Origin of the sequence: Crassaminicella indica (genome assembly GCF_019203185.1) — a bacterium.
Lineage (GTDB): Bacteria > Bacillota > Clostridia > Peptostreptococcales > Thermotaleaceae > Crassaminicella > Crassaminicella indica.
In genome coordinates, this window is the sequence record NZ_CP078093.1 from 1856693 (window position 1) to 1872816 (window position 16124).

Here is a 16124-nt window from a genome sequence, read left to right on the forward strand (position 1 = left end):
ATGAAGAAAAAAGACATAATAGAATTAAAAATAGAAGATTTAGAATTTCCATTAAAGGGGATAGGATTTTATGAAGATAAAAAAGTATTTGTAAAAAATACTATTCCGGGACAAGTTGTTCGTGTTTTCATAAAAAAAGTTAGAAAAGATTATGCAGAAGGAAAATTATTAGAAGTAATAGAAAGAGCTTCTATAGAGGAAGCATCTTTTTGTAAGCACTTTGGTGCTTGTGGTGGATGTAGCTATCAGACAGTTCCTTATGAAAAGCAGCTTCATATGAAAGCAGAACTTGTGAAAGGATTATTAGATGAAGCGAATATAAAGGATTATGAATTTTTAGGCATCGAAGCCAGTCCAGAAGAATTTGCCTATAGAAACAAAATGGAATATTCTTTTGGCAATGAAAAAAAAGGTGGAGAATTGAATTTAGGAATGCATAAAAAAGGAAAATTTCATGATGTTGTAACGGTAGATCAATGTAAAATTGTGGATGAAGATTTCAATACTATTCTTTCAAGTATGTTAAATTATTTCCGGGGAAAAGGTGTACCTTTATATAACAATAAAACTCATGAGGGATATTTAAGACATTTGATTGTAAGAAAAGCAAGGAAGACAGAAGAGATTCTCATTAATCTTGTAACTAGTACACAAATTGCATTTGATATGACTGAATTGATAGAGCTTATGAAAAATCTAAAATTAGAGGGAAAACTTGTAGGATTTTTGCATACCTTTAATGATAATTTATCAGATGCAGTTGTAAGTGATGAAACAAAGCTTTTATGGGGACAAGATTATTTTACAGAAGAAATACTCGGATTAAAATTTAAAATATCAGCTTTCTCATTTTTTCAAACTAATTCACTAGGTGTAGAGAAGCTATATAGTATGGTACTAGATTTTATGGGAGATGCAGATAATAAAACTGTATTTGATTTATACTGTGGTACAGGAACTATTGGGCAAATTGTAGCGAAAAGAGCTAAGAAGGTTATAGGTATTGAACTGATAGAAGAAGCAGTAGAGGCTGCTAATAAAAATGCCAAAATGAATGGACTTAGCAACTGTAAGTTTATAGCAGGTGATGTTTTGAAAAAGATTGACGAATTAATAACCAAACCAGATATAATTATTCTTGATCCACCTCGTAGTGGGGTTCATCCAAAAGCTTTGAAGAAGGTATTAGATTATAGAGCACCTGAAATTATTTATGTATCCTGCAATCCAAAGAGTTTAGCTGAGAATCTTATAGAAGTACAAAAGGCAGGATATAAGGTGGAGAAGGTAAAATGTATGGACATGTTCCCACATACGGCGCATGTGGAGACGGTTGTGTTGATTAAAAGAAAACTGTCCAATTAAAACAAACCTTTTCAATTTAAAATAAACTTTTTGCATGTTTAAAATAAAGTCTTGTAATGAAAGAGTTTGTTCGATATATGGTCAAAAAAAATGGAAGTAAAAATGGAATTGTTAAGGGGAAAGAATCATGGTTTGAGTCTTTATTCTGGACCCTTATTTTTTTGCATAAAGGATTATGGGGGATGGTTCAATTGTATCCGTCAAAAAATAGATGCATAGAAAATAAATTTAATACCTGATAAAATTTAATCCAGTAGGAGAATTATCTCTTACTGGATTGATCTTTTTTTAGTTCAATTTTTAGTTCTTTTGGGATTTCACTAGCCAAAGGAAGAAGCTCACTATGCTCTTCTCTAAGCTTTTTTTCGATTTCATAAAACTTGGCACAATAATTAAACCCTATTAATGCTCTTGATTCTTTGAGGGCTTCTGTAATATGGTTGATGGATACTAATGTTATTTTCTTTACAAAAAGATCTAATAGTTCCTGTATGAAAAGAAAATCTATTCAAAATATCTTCCCAGTCAATAGCTGATGAATCTTCCTTCATAACAGGTAACTCCTCCTATACAATAGATTTTGTTATCTGTTATTCTAGCAAAGTAAGGTACAAACTACTAGGCAGAAAATCTTTGACGGTTACAGATGGAACGCCTTGTGAGCTCGAAAGTTTCATGCAGGGTGTGGTCGATGGGAAAAGGTGGAGATAATTTCAAACCCTTACCTATTCGAATAGTTCATCAGAAGACTTGGCAGTCTAAAAGATATTCATTACATATGTCTCTGATGTACTTCACTTGGTTTTCTGTTAAACTGTATAAACAATATTCCGTTCCAAAATGTCTTGTATTAAACAGTGCAGAATCATCATTGAATTCTCTAAATAAGGTTACATCAAACCATTTGAGCCTTTTATTGTTTATTACACAATTATATTTTAATAATTTTACAATATTTTCACTTAGAACACACTTGATAATTTTTTGTTCATTTTTATATCCATAATTTTTCACTGATAATATATCTTTTGTCTCTGAAATTTCTTTAATTATATCTTTATCATTTTCCCAACATCCAAATTCAATATATTTGCATAATGGGATGATATATGATATTAGTCTTTGCCAAAATTTTTTATACCTTATGTTGAATATGTCTTCTGAGCTATTTGTACGAATAACCAAACCTTTTTTGAATATTTTTCCATATATAAAATTCCTTTCCTATGTTTATTTTAGAATAAAAAATCAATATAGCTCTCTTCTTTTAGAATACCATAATATAATTAGTATAGAAATAATAATATACATATAATTTATAAAAATTCCTTTGATAACAGTGCTATAATCATTAAATTGATGTAATATTTTAAATAAAGATAGGTATTGAGTTATTGATATTTCTTTATAATTAACACTAAAATTGTCTACTGTTACTTATTATAGTAAATTGTCATATGATGAATTCTTAGACTATTATGAAAGCAATAAATATAGTATCAACAGAAATATAGTGACTTATAACGGCGCGGATTTCATAATTTCAGAAGAGGAGTATGATGAAGATTATAAGTATTATTTTATAGATATTGATTTGTATATGAATGAATAATGTATTAAAGACCAAGTTTGAAATTTTAACTTGGTTTTTTATGTTGTACGAGGCATGTTACCGAGTCGATGGTTTGAAAGAATAGTTCAGTTGAGAATGAGAGTAGAATTTTATTCTTTTTATGTAGCTAAAAATATATGGTACTTTGAGTAAAATAATACCAAATTATGATATAATATTGGTGTACATGTTAAATAAAGGTAAACTTGATTTTGTTTTCAGGTGGGATTGAAGCAGCAATGTACCTTATTGATAAGAAGAACAACCGAATTTCAAAGATAAAAGAGAAAACCTTTTCAGAACTCTGGTTTAAGGAAAGGGAACATCTATAGGAATGGCTGGCAAATGAACCCTCAGCTTTTGGTGAAGATTTACTTATCATTTAGAAAGAATTTGATGGTTTTGTAGATACAAAGGAACGGTTTGATTTCCTTACTTTGGATAAGGACGGCAACTTGGTAATAGTTGTTCCTTGACATTGAACAGATTATATCTATGAAGGATGCTCAGGACTATGTAATTAAAATGGTTGAAAAAGTTCTAAAAGATTATTTGAAGAAATATAAGAAGTAAGTGGATTTGGTGATGTCAGAAGAAAGAAGGAGATATCAAAGGAGGTAGAGAAGTTGAGGATTGCTTTAATTTCATGTACAAGCAGTAAAAAAACATATAAATGTCCAGCAAGAGAATTGTATTCAGAAAGCCCAAGATTCCGGCTGGCATATGATTTTGCAAAGCTAGTTTCAGATAAAATATTTATTCTTTCGGCAAAGTATGGTTTGGTGCCAGAGGATAGGGTCATTGAGCCTTATAACGAAACATTGAAAGAGAAGAGTGCTCAGGAACGTCGAAATTGGGGAGATACAGTGTTAAACGAATTACGTAAAGTTTCTGATATAGAACACGATGAGTTTATTGTTTTAGCGGGTAAAGTTTATAATGAAAAATTGCTGCCCCATCTAAGTAAATTTTGGATACCTCTTAAAGGTAAGGCATTGGGTAAGTGGATTCCTGAGTTAGAAAGACTGATTCACCTTGAAAAAGAAACAGATAAAGTAGATGTCCTTCATATGCTTTTTAATGGCTTGCCACGACTTGATTGGATGATGATAGATGAGATTCCATATCAAAACGGCATTTATATCATGTTTGAAAAGGGCGAAAGCTATCGAGGTATGGATAGGATAGTTCATATAGGTACTCACCGAAGTCAAGGCCGGTTAAGGAAAAGGTTAAAAGACCATTTTGAGAAAGAAGATGCTGATGGTAGCATCTTCCGAAAAAATATCGGACGTGCTTTTTTGAATATGAATTCTGATCCGTATTTACGAGTATGGGAAATTGATATGCACCATTCTAAGAATGTAAGAAATTACGGGCATTTAGTCAATGCACGGTTGGAAACTGAACTTGAGGCAAAAATTAGCCAGTATTTAAGAAATAATATCACTTTTGTTTGTTTTCCAGTTGATGAAGAAGCAGAACGGTTGAGATTGAAAAAAGGTATTATTGCAACACTTAACAAACATCAAATGTTTGGTCCGAGTAATAATTGGTTGGGCCTGAATAGCCCTGTGCTGGATATTGCGAACAGTGGTCTTTGGAATAGACAGGGGTTGAAAGGGCAACTATTATCAGATGAGGAATTAGAGCGAGTTAAGTGGCTTGCCAGATTTGGAAACGATGGTTATAGAAATAATAAGGGTCATAGGACACAAGTAAAAAGAGCCGTAAAGCATATCAGAACGGTTGGAGAAATTCCTGATTCAGGTCGGAAAACGGCTGATGATGTAAGACAGTATATAGAAAAATTGTTGCAGGAAGCAAAGATGAGAGGCGAAGATTATATTGATTTGGTTTCAGGAAATATTCATAAGCAGTTGGGGATGAAAAACAGGATGCCGCAGGTGTGCATAATTATGTATGAGAAAATGATGCCTGGTGATGAAGTTTTGCATACAATCCCGAGTGGTAAGAGTTCAACTATAAAAATCAGGTATGATCTAAAAAATAGATAAATATATGGATTAATTTGGGTTGGGAGTTTGATATAGGGTGAATGATATAAATATAAATGTCTGTTAATGTCAAGATAAGACTGGTGTTAGTATAATATTGTAGACACGAAAAGCCGAACACTTTAAAATAGAGATAAGAAAAGGAAGTGTTAATAATGGCTAGAGGTCAAAAGAGATATATAGATGAATTCAAGTATTTAAAGAAAAAACCAAGTAATAGAGAGCTAGAGAATAAAAGATAGAGAAAGAAATACTAAATATTTATAAAAAAAGTAGAAACCGCTATGGAGCACCTAAAATAAATGATGGAACTCCACAAGAACTTATAAAAATAAAGTGAATGGCACTATACTGGATACATCGGCAAAAGGAAACTGTTTCCATATAAAGAAAAACGAATTACTGATACTCAATTGTGATGGTTGATAACAAGTTGTAAAATAGCAAACCGGTTAATGTAGAATTTTACTTTAACCGGTTTTTTGTTCTTTTTTGAATGGTTATTCTCATAAAATATTAAGCTACGCTTATTTTATATTTAAAAAAGACAAACCACTGAAAAAATTCACTAGTTTGTCAGCAACCTGAATCCTTAAACTTAAGGACTGCGATATCTTCGCCTTATTAGGTGATGCTGCTTATGACAGCGTGAAACTGTTTAAATTATGCGAAGAGCTATCATTTCACCTAGTTACTGATATAAATCTCAGAAAATCTAAGTCAGTTGATAATATTAAGAATGAGTATAGAAAAAGAAACTTCTATTTTATCGATTCTCCTATAGGAGAAAAGATATATAAACAAAGGTAACCGTCAAAGATTTTCTACCTAGTAGTTTGTATCTTACTTTGCTAGAATAACAGATAACAAAAAAATTGTTAGAATGTAGAGGAAATTTATAAATTGGATTATAATGGATACATAAGCAGAAATATTATACAGTTATAAAGATTTAAGAGTCTAAACAATTTACTTAAAATAGTTGCAGGTGATTATGATGAATTACATTGTTTTTGATTTAGAATGGAATAGTTTTAAAAATATAAAGGGACAGGTTTACTATTATAAGAAATTTAACGAGAAAACAAAATTTTTTGATGAAATAATAGAAATTGGTGCAATAAAATTAAATGATAGATTAGAATATATTGATAGTTTTAGAGTATATATAAAACCAACCATTTATAAAAAAATAAATCCAAGAATTATAGAACTTACAGGAATTGCTGATGAGGATTTAAAATATGGATTTGATTTTAAGAAATGGTTAGGGAAAGATTATATATTATGTTCTTGGTGTGATACTGATATCAAAGTACTAAAAAGAAATATAAAATATTATAATCCAAAATATAAAATAGAATCGCTGTTACTTCCATATATAGATATTCAAAAATATTGTTGTGAAGTCTTAGGATATGATAGACGGGTAAGTTTGCATGAAGTAATAAATGCAGAAAACATAGTTGCATCAACAGATAAACTTCATCAAGCATTAGATGATACTAAATTAACAGTGGATATTTTTAGAAAAATATTTGATAAAGAAAAAATAAGAAATTACATAATTAATGATGTAGATTGTATTTATGATTCAATGAATTTAAATATTACAGTCGACATGTTAGATAGAACTAGATTAAGAGCTAGATGTGCAAGTTGTGGTAAATATAGTAAAAGATTAAAATTGAGTTTTGATAATAAAAAAAGAAGAGTAAGTATTTTAAGCTATTGCAGTAGTTGTGGAATATATACGAAGCAAAGAATAAAGATAAAGAAAAATTTATTAGGGGATTTAGTATATGTTTCGAGGAAGAAAATAGTTGAATTATCAAGATAGTAAATAAGGAGGAATGTAAGGGTATTACAAGAATAATCAATACTTAAAAAATTAGAAGGATTTAATCAGTTAATAGAGGATTTATTGAAAAAGAAGAACGAAGTAAGTAGGGTGTAATTTACGACAGGAGCCTATTGTTATTTAATAAGGAGATAAAAACTAAATGGAAGAATTGATTAGATTATATAAAGAGATGATAGAGTTTGTAAATAAAAAGAATATTAGAACTAAAGATAAAAAATTGACATCTTTATTTCATGTGAAAGGAAATTTATATAAAGGAGATTTGATGATAATTGGTAGAGCTGTGAATGGTTGGGATGAAGGTGAATGGGTGCATGGTGAATTAAATAGTATAGATGAAATTGAAAGATATGTTGAAAAAATAATGAATATAAGTATTACAACAGAGAGGTGTCCACTTAAGTGGGTAAAGGAATGTTGGGGTAATACAACAGGATATAATACTAAAAAATCAGCTTTTTGGAGAACTGTACAGAAGCTTTTAATAGAAAAAGAATTAAAGGACTATTGGTGGAGTAGAATAATTTGGACAAATCTTTATAAAATAGCACCTTATGAAGGCAATAATCCAAAACTAACTTTAATGAAACTTCAATTAGACAAATGTTGTGAAATATTGAAAAAAGAAATAGAAATATATAGACCTCAAAACATTGTTTGCTTTACTGGGGTAGATTGGTTCGAAGTATTTAGTAATCGAATTGACAATATAAATCTTTTAGAGGTAGATGATAAAACAGTTGATGCAGTAGGCAAGTATATGTTTAATGATAATACCTTTTCAAATATTATTATTGCAAAACATCCACAAGGGAAAGATGAAAATATGATGGTACACGAAATACAAAAATATTGTATATAGCTAAGATAAAGTTCTGTGTTAATGACATAGAAATTTATTATATTGGGAAAAATGAGCTGATAATTTGCAAATAACAAAAATTTGATATTAGAATGTTCAAAGGAATGGATCTATGTCAATATTTTGGACAACAAAAAGTTAGTTTTTAACATACAATTTTAGCCTCATCTTCTACTTGTTGAGGGGTTTTATATTTTAATGATCCATGAATACGACTTCTATTGTACCAACTTTCAATGTATTCAAATATAGCTAATTTAGCGGTATAAAAATCTATATATTTTACATGATGAATTTCTTCTTTTTTTAATACAGAATGGAATGATTCAATAGGAGCATTGTCATAAGGACACCCTTTACGACTAAAGGAATGCTGTATCCCCTTAGATTTAAGGTACCTCCCAAATTCCATGCTTGTATATTGCGAGCCTAAATCGGAATGCAATACAAGTGTATCTGTAGGGTTTTGTGAAATATAAGCATTCTTTACAGCCTGTAAGGCTACATTTACAGTCATAGCAGTATCAAATGAATACCCTATTATTTTACGAGAATGAAGATCCATAACAGATGCAAGATAGCACCATCCATCTTTTATCGTATGTATATAAGTGATATCCGTTACCCATTTTTGATTAAGTGCATTGGTTTGAAAGTCACGATTAAGTAGATTAGGATATTCTATGACTTTCTGTTTTGTTGAATAAGGTCTATACTTTTTGACTGTAATAGCATAAATACCAAGCTTTCGCATTATTCTCTGTACTCTTTTTATGCTAACTGTGGATCCTTTTTTTAAAAGCATATGATATATTTTAGGAGCACCATATCTTCTTTTAGATTGAGTATAGATGTTATAAATTGTTTCTTTTAGTTCTTTATTTTCAAATTCTCGATTAGAAGGTGTATGACAAAGTGCATTATAATAAGAGCTACGAGAAACTTCTAGTATTTTGCACATAGCTTGTATAGAATGTTTATCAGACTGCTCTGTAATAACTTTAAATAATTGATCGTCATTTATGCTTTGACGAATATGGTGATAGCCTTTTTTAAGATAGTATTCTCCTCCTGAAGGCGTGCAATTTGTTTTTTTAATTCTGCTACATCATTTAATGTAGTAGTTTTTCCATCTGATATAGATATAGGAGAAAATCTTTTAATCCATTTATATATAGTGACATCTGAAACACCATATTCGCTGCTTAATTCTTTTACAGAACGACCAGAATAATAAAGATCTACAATTGTCTTTTTAAAATCTTGATTGAATTTTTTATTGTTCATTATGGACACATTCTCTCAGTTATTATTTTATATATTTAACCAATTTGTGTCCATAAAACTATACTAACACCATTTGTTGATAAAATAGTTGTAGCTGATAGTGGGAAAATAAAGATATACTATAAATTTAATGGGTCAGAGAAAGTAATGAAAGAGTTAATAGGTTAATATAGGGGTCTTGCAAATGCAAGGCTCTTTTATTATAATTTAGACAAGATGATGGAAGAAGATAAAGATACACTTGTAGAATGATATGAAGTAAAACAGAAGAGGTGTAGAATGAAAAAAAATAAAGTATTAATTTTTACAAAAATGCTTTGTACACTATTTGCAATTGGAACTATAATTTTATTGTATATAATGTATAAAGATATTGATATTGATTTCAAATTCATAATAGGATATGTATTTTTAACTTTTTTCTTACTTTTATACATTCCTATTATTACCATTTTAAATGCAAGAAAATTAAAATGGGCTGAGATGAGGAAAAGATTTTTTAAGTTTATTGCTTTATTTATTTTAGTTGGTACTTTGCATTATATTATTGATTACATTTTTAGACCATCAAAGATAGGTTTTTTTAGAGCGTTTTCTAGTGCTGTAGGTTCAGCCTTTGGCTTATCATTTATAGATGTTACACTTTTAAAAAAGAAAGAGGATTAAGAAATTTTATGACACTTTATTCTTAAAATATGACATAATAGAATCTTGGTATTAACATTATTTTTTACAGAGCCTTGATTTATATTATGGCGAATTAATATATAAGCTATTACATAAATCATCTACACCTAGCACACACTACATGTGGAGATGGTGGTACGATTACAACGTCAGAACCCTTGATTTTACTGGAGTTTAAGCAGTTTTATGACTTCTACAGTTTTAGCAAAAATAGCGAGAATTACCCCCAAAAAGACCTAAAAAGGGGTGTCAAAATCAAAATCGTAATATGACCTGGTATGCGGGAACACGTCAACCAGCAGTAGTTTTTTTACTGTCTATTATTTTCAAATATTATCAATTTTCACTGTCAAGTGAATCAAAAAAAATAAACTCTCTTAATATTTTTTGAGACGGTTTATAGTTTTTAATTAAATCAGTATATTCTTCAACATACCATTTGTTTAGATATTTTATATATTTACAAGTATTATTAATATCATCTTCCAAGTTATCTGCAGCAATTATATTTTGTAAATTTGAATTAATCCCATATATATGGATGCCTGGATTAATTAAAAGTGGCAATTGGCCAACAATAAAACTTGTATTGCATAAATAAAATAATCCAAAATATATTTCTGATGGCTCCATATCTTTGTATCTTGTTAAATAAACATTTGCATCTTCTTTAAAACGTTCAATGCTAAGCAGAATTTTTTCAATCCATTTAACTTCCCGGTTAAACCTTTCATACACAATTGCGTTTTCATTGAGCTTAATATGTGGAAGTGTTCTCTTTATCATTTCAAAATTTAAATGCTGATCAATATCCAAGTCACCGATAATATCAATTAAACCGTTATTTACACAGGTATAAATTATATCACCCCAAATGCTTGATAGATCTTGAAGTAATAATTCAATTTCTCTATGTCTAGCACATCTTAAAGGAAATGACTCGATATCTTTCTCTTTAGCCCGATGGTAATCTGGAAAGAAATTTACTAATAAATAGAATACATAACTTACAACATACCCCAGACTTAAACTTAACCATATTGTAGAATTGGATGATTTAAGAAATAAAGGTTCTGCAAAAGTAGGAATGCATTCCCAGAGTAAATAATCACTTTCTTTTATTATTACTACAAGTACAGGAAAAAGTAAAATTGTGAGTAATTGAAAGTACTTGTGCCTAATGATGAATTCTTTCATATCCTTTCCCCATTCTTATCAACGAAATACCCTTCAAATTCGCAATCCAAAGCTTTTGCAATCGCTTCTAATTCCTTCATTGAAAAGTTATCCCGCTTTATTTATTAGCCATATTCTGATTTGTAGTGCCAAGCCTTTTGCTGAGCTCTACAATCGTCACATTTTTTCTCTTAAGTAAGATTCGGAGCTTTTCTCCCATTGTCAGTTTCATTAAATATCACCTGCCTAAGTTAAATAATACACCATATAGTGAATATCTGCAATAAAATCATATCCCTCAATTGTAAAATGAAATTCCATAGCATTTTAATGAATAAAGTCCTCAAATAGTAATGAAATCTGCTTAAAAGATCCTATGGATTTTCATGATACAAAAATAACTGAATGGTTTATATAACAAACAGGAAAAGTGAGTAAGTTCATGATTCCTGTTTTATTATGTATTTATTTCAATATTCTTGATTGTTACGGTTAAATAGCTGGCGGCATGAAAGGAGATTTATCATGTCTAAGTATTTAACCTTTGAAGACCGTCTTGAAATAGAAGTTTCACTAAAAGATAATCATTCTTTTGGTGAAATTGCTAGAAAATTAAATAAAGATCGCACTACAATTTCTAAAGAAATGTAATCGTCAAAGATTTTCTGCCTAGTAGTTTGCACCTTACTTTGCTAGAATAACAGATAACAAAATCTATTGTATAGTAGGAGTTACCTGTTATGAAGGAAGAATCACCAGCTATTGACTGGGAAGATATTTTGAATAGATTTTCTTTACATAAAGGAACTATTAGGTCTTTTTGCAAAGAAAATAACATTAGCATCCATCAACTATATTACAGAAGAAAAAATATCAAAAAGAAAGATCATCAAGTATTTCATGCTATCAACATTAAAGAAAAAACTTCTAAAAACGTATCTACTACATCTACATCGTATCCAGCAAATAGTATTAAAATTGAGATAGGAAAAGCCAAAATATATATTCAAAATAATGACAAGGCTTCTCTATCATCCATTTTGGAAGCGATTATGAAGAAATGTTAAATATAGATAAAATAGATACAGTATACTTAGCCTGTGGGGCTACTGATCTTAGGAAAAGTATTGATGGATTTTAGTTATACTACTATCGCTTAGAAAGAAATAAGTTTAAATGGCCTATGTCAAAAGAAGAAGCCCTAAAAGAATCAAGATTTTACCAAATTTCCTTATCTTTTTAGAAAATGGAACACTTGAAATAGATAATAATGGCGCTGAAAGATCCATAAAGCCATTTATAATAGGTCGTAAAAACTGGCTCTTTTCAGCATCATCAAAAGGAGCAGATTCAAGTGCACTGCTTTATAGTATTATAGAAACAGCAAAGCTTAATCATCTAGCAGTAGAAAAATATCTACTATACTTGATGGATGAATTATCAAAGCTTCAAAACAAAGATAAATCATCTTTATCACAGCTTCTTCCTTGGGCCAGTGAACTCCCAAAAGAACTAAAAATTGAACTAAAAAAAGATCAATCCAGTAAGAGATAATTCTCCTACTGGATTAAATTTTATCAGGTATTAAATTTATTTTCTATGCATCTATTTTTTGACGGATACTTTAAAATGAATATATCAATTAGATTAGAAAATCAAAATGATTTTAGAAATGTAGAAAACATGACAAGAGAGGCGTTTTGGAATTTATATCGACCTGGTTGTGTGGAACATTTTATTATTCATAAAATCAGAAAGATAAGTGCTTTTATCCAAGAATTGGATTTTGTTGCATGTGATGAAGATATAATTGTTGGCAATATAATTTACTCAAAAGCAAAGGTCGTTAATAAAAATAAGGAAGAATTTGAAGTTCTATGTATGGGGAGGCCTCTTGGAGTATTGCCTACTTATCAAGGTAAAGGAATTGGAACTTTACTTATGAAACACTCTATTAAAGTTGCCAAGACATTAGGGTTTAATGCAATTGTATTAGAATTATATAAATGTTCTTTAAAAGGAATTTCAGGCAAGTACTACGAGGATTCTGTTTTTGAAATAGATAATGAGGAATTAAATATTTTCGATAAACTGTTTCCATATAAAGAAAAACGAATTACTGATACTCAATTGTGATGGTTGATAACAAGTTGTAAAATAGCAAACCGGTTAATGTGGAAGTTTACTTTAACCGGTTTTTTGTTTAAAAAAATAATAAAACTTTATAAAAACTTTATAATTGCAAATTAAAGTATTATTTGCAAAGGAAATTAACGATTATTTATTCAAACCATCAATATTCAATGGAGGGATAATCAATATGGGAAATTTAATACTTGAGGCTAAAAACTTAAAAAAATATTATGGAAAGCAGCTTGCTGTAAATAATGTTTCATTGCAAATTCCAAAGGGATCTATATACGGACTTTTAGGCCCTAATGGTGCAGGCAAGTCAACAACTCTAAAAATGCTTACAGGTTTAATAAATCCAAGTGGAGGTGAAATTATTGCTTTTGGTGAACCCTGGCAACGCAGGCATCTTTCTCGAATTGGTTCCCTTATAGAGTCTCCATCACTTTATGGAAATCTGACAGCATTTGAAAATCTTTTAATTCATACAAGGCTTATGGGAATATCAGAAGAAAAGATTTATGATGTCCTTGAACTTGTGGATTTAAAGGATACAGGTAAAAAACTTACATCGCATTTTTCAATGGGAATGAAGCAAAGACTTGGAATCGCGATAGCACTTATAGGAGAGCCAGAACTGTTGATTCTTGATGAGCCAACAAATGGGCTTGATCCGGTGGGGATACAGGAGCTAAGGGAACTTATTTGCTCATTTCCCAAGAGGGGAATAACGGTTATTCTTTCAAGCCATATATTGTCGGAGGTTTCTCAAATCGTTGACAATATTGGTATTATAAGTGAAGGTATGCTTAAGTATCAGGGAAGGATAAGCCGTGGGGAAGATATTGAAGAGCTATTCATGAGCGTAGTAAAGGAGGGGAAAAGATGATAAATATAATGCAGTCGGAATTTCTAAAATATAAAAGAACATTTACAAGGAAATTGATTATTTTTGCACCACTATTTCTTGTGATATATGCACTGTTTCAAAAGCTTTTTATGCCTGCTGATTATTTAAGGCCTTGGCAGCTGCTTATAGACCTTGTATACAACTGGTCGCCTGTATTATTTATACCAATCGGAATGGCATTATTTGCAGCATTAGTGAAGTTACAGGAAGAGAAGGCAGGAAATTACCGGGGGTTGTGTACACGTAATATTTCGCCTTTTCTTATATGGGTTGGTAAAGTAATAGTAATGGCAGTACACACGCTGCTTGCTACAATAGTTTTTATTATTTCAATAATAATCTCTGGATTTATCACAGCTGGTGGGGCTGTTCCGTGGTTTAAAATTTTTGCAGGTGGGGTTGTTTTATGGGTAACATCCCTAGCATTAATACCAATACAACTATGGGCGGCTACATGGAAGGGCACATTTATAAGTATGGCTTTGGGCTTTACAGGAATGATTGCAGGAGTTATAGCTGCAGCAAAACCATATTGGGTATATGTGCCATGGAGTTGGCCTACGAGGCTTATGTGTCCAATAATAGGGATACATCCTAATGGAGTCTTATTGGAAGCATTGGATCCACTAAGAGATCCTTCGGTAATACCAATCGGGATAATACTATCGATTATGGCATTAATAATATCTACAATATTAACTGCAGTTTGGTTTACCAAAAGGGAGGTAAAATGATGAGGATATTATGGTCAGAATGGATAAAAACCAAGCGTACACCAATAAGATGGCTTGTATTTTTAATGCCGGTAATTTTTTCTGGGTTTATTATTTGGTATTATTCCAATCTAACAATAAAGGCAGATGTTCAGATATCAATATTTCAAACCTTTTTTGAAATCTGGTCGGTACTGATTATTCCATTAGGTGCTGGCTTAATATCTGGCCTTATGATACATCAGGAAGAGCTTGCTGGAAGTTTCAATGGCCTTCTTGGTGCAAAATTGCAAAGGCGTGATTTATACCTTGGAAAACTTGCAATTATTATTTTGTGTGTATCAGTAAGTACTTTGATTGCTGTGGTGACACTTGGGGTTGGATTAGTTTTTATATTAAATATATCAATAACATGGTGGATTTTTATTGTATCAGCTATAATGCTGATAATAGGAATGCTTCCATTATTGGCATTTCATCTATGGATAAGCTTTGCCTGGGGAATGGGTGCATCAATAGGCATTGGAGGAGGCGGTATGCTTATAGCAGCACTCATGGTAACAAGTCTTGGCGATAAAGTGTGGAAGTTTGTGCCGTGGGCATGGCCTGTAAGATTATCGATTCTTCCAGGAGCTTACCTGCTATATAAGCTTGGCATGAAATATCCCCCAGAGCTTGTTTCTTCGGGATATATAATAAATCAAATTTTAGAAGGGCTTATACCGACTTTGACACTTTTTATAGTAATGCTGATCTGTGGTATAATATGGTTTAAAAAGTGGGAAGGAAGAAAAGTGTATGAGTAAAATCTTAATTATAGATGATGAAGAAGATATTGTTGAACTTCTAAAGGATTCTCTGGAAAGCAAAGGACACATCGTCTTAACTGCCCGTGATGGAATTAAAGGGGTAGAAATGGCAAAGAAGCAGCCGGAACTTATAATACTCGATATTATGATGCCGGGAATAGATGGATATGAAGTTTGCAGAAAAATAAGGGATATAGTTTTATGTCCCATAATATTTTTAAGTGCAAAACAATCTGAAACTGACAGAATTAAAGGTCTTGCTCTTGGTGGGGACGATTATGTAGTAAAGCCCTTTAGCCTAAAGGAACTTCTTGCAAGAGTTGAAGCACATTTGAGAAGAGAGAAAAGAGCAGTTTTTCTCAATGAAACAGGGAAAAGGGTGTTTTTAAATTTCGGAAAGCTTACAATAGATTTAAGGTCTCGCCAGGTACGGATAAATGATATTCTTGTAGCTCTTACGAAGCGTGAATTCGATATTATTGAGCTGTTGTTATTACACCCTGGGCAGGTATTTTCAAAAGAACAGATATACGAAAAGGTATGGGGTTATGACGCAGAGGGGGATTCCTTTACAGTAACGGAACATATAAAAAATATTAGAGCAAAGTTTAGTGAAATAGACCCAGATACTCAATATATCTCTACGGTATGGGGAATAGGCTATCGCTTTGAGAAACTTAAATAGGATAAT

At 31.0% G+C, this 16124-nt stretch carries 16 protein-coding genes; 13 read left to right on the forward strand and 3 right to left on the reverse strand.

Annotated features, from left to right (window positions below):
• Positions 1 to 1365 (forward strand): 23S rRNA (uracil(1939)-C(5))-methyltransferase RlmD, encoded by a 1365-nt coding sequence (rlmD, locus tag KVH43_RS08670; RefSeq protein ID WP_218282154.1) that lies wholly within the window; start codon positions 1 to 3, stop codon positions 1363 to 1365.
• Positions 1366 to 1757: 392 nt separating this feature from the next.
• Here rlmD and KVH43_RS08675 read toward each other — a convergent pair whose 3' ends face one another.
• Positions 1758 to 1916 (reverse strand): hypothetical protein, encoded by a 159-nt coding sequence (locus KVH43_RS08675; RefSeq protein ID WP_218282155.1) that lies wholly within the window; start codon positions 1914 to 1916, stop codon positions 1758 to 1760.
• Between the two features lie 1687 nt (positions 1917 to 3603).
• Between KVH43_RS08675 and KVH43_RS08680 the strand changes: the two genes are divergently transcribed.
• From KVH43_RS08680 to KVH43_RS08690, 3 genes are all read left to right on the forward strand, one after another.
• Positions 3604 to 4995, forward strand: a complete 1392-nt coding sequence (locus KVH43_RS08680; RefSeq protein WP_218282156.1) for a DUF6884 domain-containing protein — start codon at positions 3604 to 3606, stop codon at positions 4993 to 4995.
• A gap of 994 nt (positions 4996 to 5989) precedes the next feature.
• The gene (locus KVH43_RS08685; RefSeq protein WP_218282157.1) at positions 5990 to 6835 is read left to right on the forward strand and encodes a 3'-5' exonuclease; all 846 of its coding nucleotides are present in this window, start codon (positions 5990 to 5992) and stop codon (positions 6833 to 6835) included.
• A 163-nt stretch (positions 6836 to 6998) separates the two neighbouring features.
• Positions 6999 to 7721: a hypothetical protein gene (locus tag KVH43_RS08690; RefSeq protein WP_218282158.1), complete on the forward strand. Its 723-nt coding sequence runs from the start codon at positions 6999 to 7001 to the stop codon at positions 7719 to 7721.
• A 145-nt stretch (positions 7722 to 7866) separates the two neighbouring features.
• Here the strand turns inward: KVH43_RS08690 and KVH43_RS08695 are convergent.
• A protein-coding gene (locus KVH43_RS08695) for an IS3 family transposase (protein WP_420829629.1) occupies positions 7867 to 9008 on the reverse strand; the annotation gives its coding sequence in 2 pieces (ribosomal slippage) (positions 7867 to 8768 and positions 8768 to 9008; 1143 coding nt in all).
• A gap of 279 nt (positions 9009 to 9287) precedes the next feature.
• Between KVH43_RS08695 and KVH43_RS08700 the strand changes: the two genes are divergently transcribed.
• Positions 9288 to 9674: a hypothetical protein gene (locus tag KVH43_RS08700; RefSeq protein ID WP_218282160.1), complete on the forward strand. Its 387-nt coding sequence runs from the start codon at positions 9288 to 9290 to the stop codon at positions 9672 to 9674.
• Between the two features lie 357 nt (positions 9675 to 10031).
• On the opposite strand, the gene KVH43_RS08705 is transcribed toward KVH43_RS08700, so the two are convergent.
• Complete coding sequence (locus tag KVH43_RS08705; RefSeq protein ID WP_218282161.1) at positions 10032 to 10892, reverse strand: hypothetical protein; 861 nt, start codon at positions 10890 to 10892, stop codon at positions 10032 to 10034.
• A gap of 504 nt (positions 10893 to 11396) precedes the next feature.
• Here KVH43_RS08705 and KVH43_RS08710 point away from each other — a divergent pair.
• The 8 genes from KVH43_RS08710 to KVH43_RS08745 all read left to right on the forward strand — a co-directional run bounded on the left by KVH43_RS08710 (position 11397) and on the right by KVH43_RS08745 (position 16118).
• Positions 11397 to 11522, forward strand: coding sequence for a helix-turn-helix domain-containing protein (locus KVH43_RS08710; protein WP_218282162.1), 126 nt, complete (start codon positions 11397 to 11399; stop codon positions 11520 to 11522).
• 89 nt (positions 11523 to 11611) lie between these two features.
• Positions 11612 to 11938: an IS66 family insertion sequence element accessory protein TnpA gene (gene tnpA / locus KVH43_RS08715; RefSeq protein ID WP_218282163.1), complete on the forward strand. Its 327-nt coding sequence runs from the start codon at positions 11612 to 11614 to the stop codon at positions 11936 to 11938.
• Positions 11939 to 12047: 109 nt separating this feature from the next.
• Positions 12048 to 12425, forward strand: a complete 378-nt coding sequence (locus KVH43_RS08720; protein WP_218282164.1) for an IS66 family transposase — start codon at positions 12048 to 12050, stop codon at positions 12423 to 12425.
• A gap of 75 nt (positions 12426 to 12500) precedes the next feature.
• Entirely contained in the window at positions 12501 to 13007 is a 507-nt protein-coding gene (locus KVH43_RS08725; protein ID WP_218282165.1) for a GNAT family N-acetyltransferase, read from the forward strand.
• A 184-nt stretch (positions 13008 to 13191) separates the two neighbouring features.
• The gene (locus KVH43_RS08730) at positions 13192 to 13890 is read left to right on the forward strand and encodes a lantibiotic protection ABC transporter ATP-binding protein (RefSeq protein WP_218282166.1); all 699 of its coding nucleotides are present in this window, start codon (positions 13192 to 13194) and stop codon (positions 13888 to 13890) included.
• Positions 13887 to 14645 (forward strand): lantibiotic immunity ABC transporter MutE/EpiE family permease subunit, encoded by a 759-nt coding sequence (locus KVH43_RS08735; RefSeq protein ID WP_338028332.1) that lies wholly within the window; start codon positions 13887 to 13889, stop codon positions 14643 to 14645. The genes KVH43_RS08730 and KVH43_RS08735 overlap by 4 nt, the downstream gene beginning before the upstream one ends.
• Positions 14645 to 15430 carry a lantibiotic immunity ABC transporter MutG family permease subunit gene (locus KVH43_RS08740; protein ID WP_218282167.1) on the forward strand — a complete coding sequence of 262 codons (786 nt, stop codon included), beginning with the start codon at positions 14645 to 14647 and terminating at the stop codon, positions 15428 to 15430. Before KVH43_RS08735 ends, KVH43_RS08740 begins: the two co-directional genes overlap by 1 nt.
• A complete protein-coding gene (locus KVH43_RS08745; RefSeq protein WP_218282168.1) occupies positions 15423 to 16118 on the forward strand; it encodes a response regulator transcription factor in 696 nt (231 codons plus the stop codon). The genes KVH43_RS08740 and KVH43_RS08745 overlap by 8 nt, the downstream gene beginning before the upstream one ends.
• Positions 16119 to 16124: the final 6 nt, after the last annotated feature.

Bases quoted from the DNA above. Each gene is read 5' to 3' on its own strand.
- rlmD (WP_218282154.1), top strand. From the start codon at position 1: ATGAAGAAAAAAGACATAATAGAATTAAAAATAGAAGATTTAGAATTT.
- KVH43_RS08675 (WP_218282155.1), bottom strand. From the start codon at position 1,916: ATGAAGGAAGATTCATCAGCTATTGACTGGGAAGATATTTTGAATAGA.
- KVH43_RS08685 (WP_218282157.1), top strand. From the start codon at position 5,990: ATGATGAATTACATTGTTTTTGATTTAGAATGGAATAGTTTTAAAAAT.
- KVH43_RS08690 (WP_218282158.1), top strand. From the start codon at position 6,999: ATGGAAGAATTGATTAGATTATATAAAGAGATGATAGAGTTTGTAAAT.
- KVH43_RS08700 (WP_218282160.1), top strand. From the start codon at position 9,288: ATGAAAAAAAATAAAGTATTAATTTTTACAAAAATGCTTTGTACACTA.
- KVH43_RS08705 (WP_218282161.1), bottom strand. From the start codon at position 10,892: ATGAAAGAATTCATCATTAGGCACAAGTACTTTCAATTACTCACAATT.
- KVH43_RS08710 (WP_218282162.1), top strand. From the start codon at position 11,397: ATGTCTAAGTATTTAACCTTTGAAGACCGTCTTGAAATAGAAGTTTCA.
- tnpA (WP_218282163.1), top strand. From the start codon at position 11,612: ATGAAGGAAGAATCACCAGCTATTGACTGGGAAGATATTTTGAATAGA.
- KVH43_RS08720 (WP_218282164.1), top strand. From the start codon at position 12,048: ATGGCCTATGTCAAAAGAAGAAGCCCTAAAAGAATCAAGATTTTACCA.
- KVH43_RS08725 (WP_218282165.1), top strand. From the start codon at position 12,501: ATGAATATATCAATTAGATTAGAAAATCAAAATGATTTTAGAAATGTA.
- KVH43_RS08730 (WP_218282166.1), top strand. From the start codon at position 13,192: ATGGGAAATTTAATACTTGAGGCTAAAAACTTAAAAAAATATTATGGA.
- KVH43_RS08735 (WP_338028332.1), top strand. From the start codon at position 13,887: ATGATAAATATAATGCAGTCGGAATTTCTAAAATATAAAAGAACATTT.
- KVH43_RS08740 (WP_218282167.1), top strand. From the start codon at position 14,645: ATGAGGATATTATGGTCAGAATGGATAAAAACCAAGCGTACACCAATA.
- KVH43_RS08745 (WP_218282168.1), top strand. From the start codon at position 15,423: ATGAGTAAAATCTTAATTATAGATGATGAAGAAGATATTGTTGAACTT.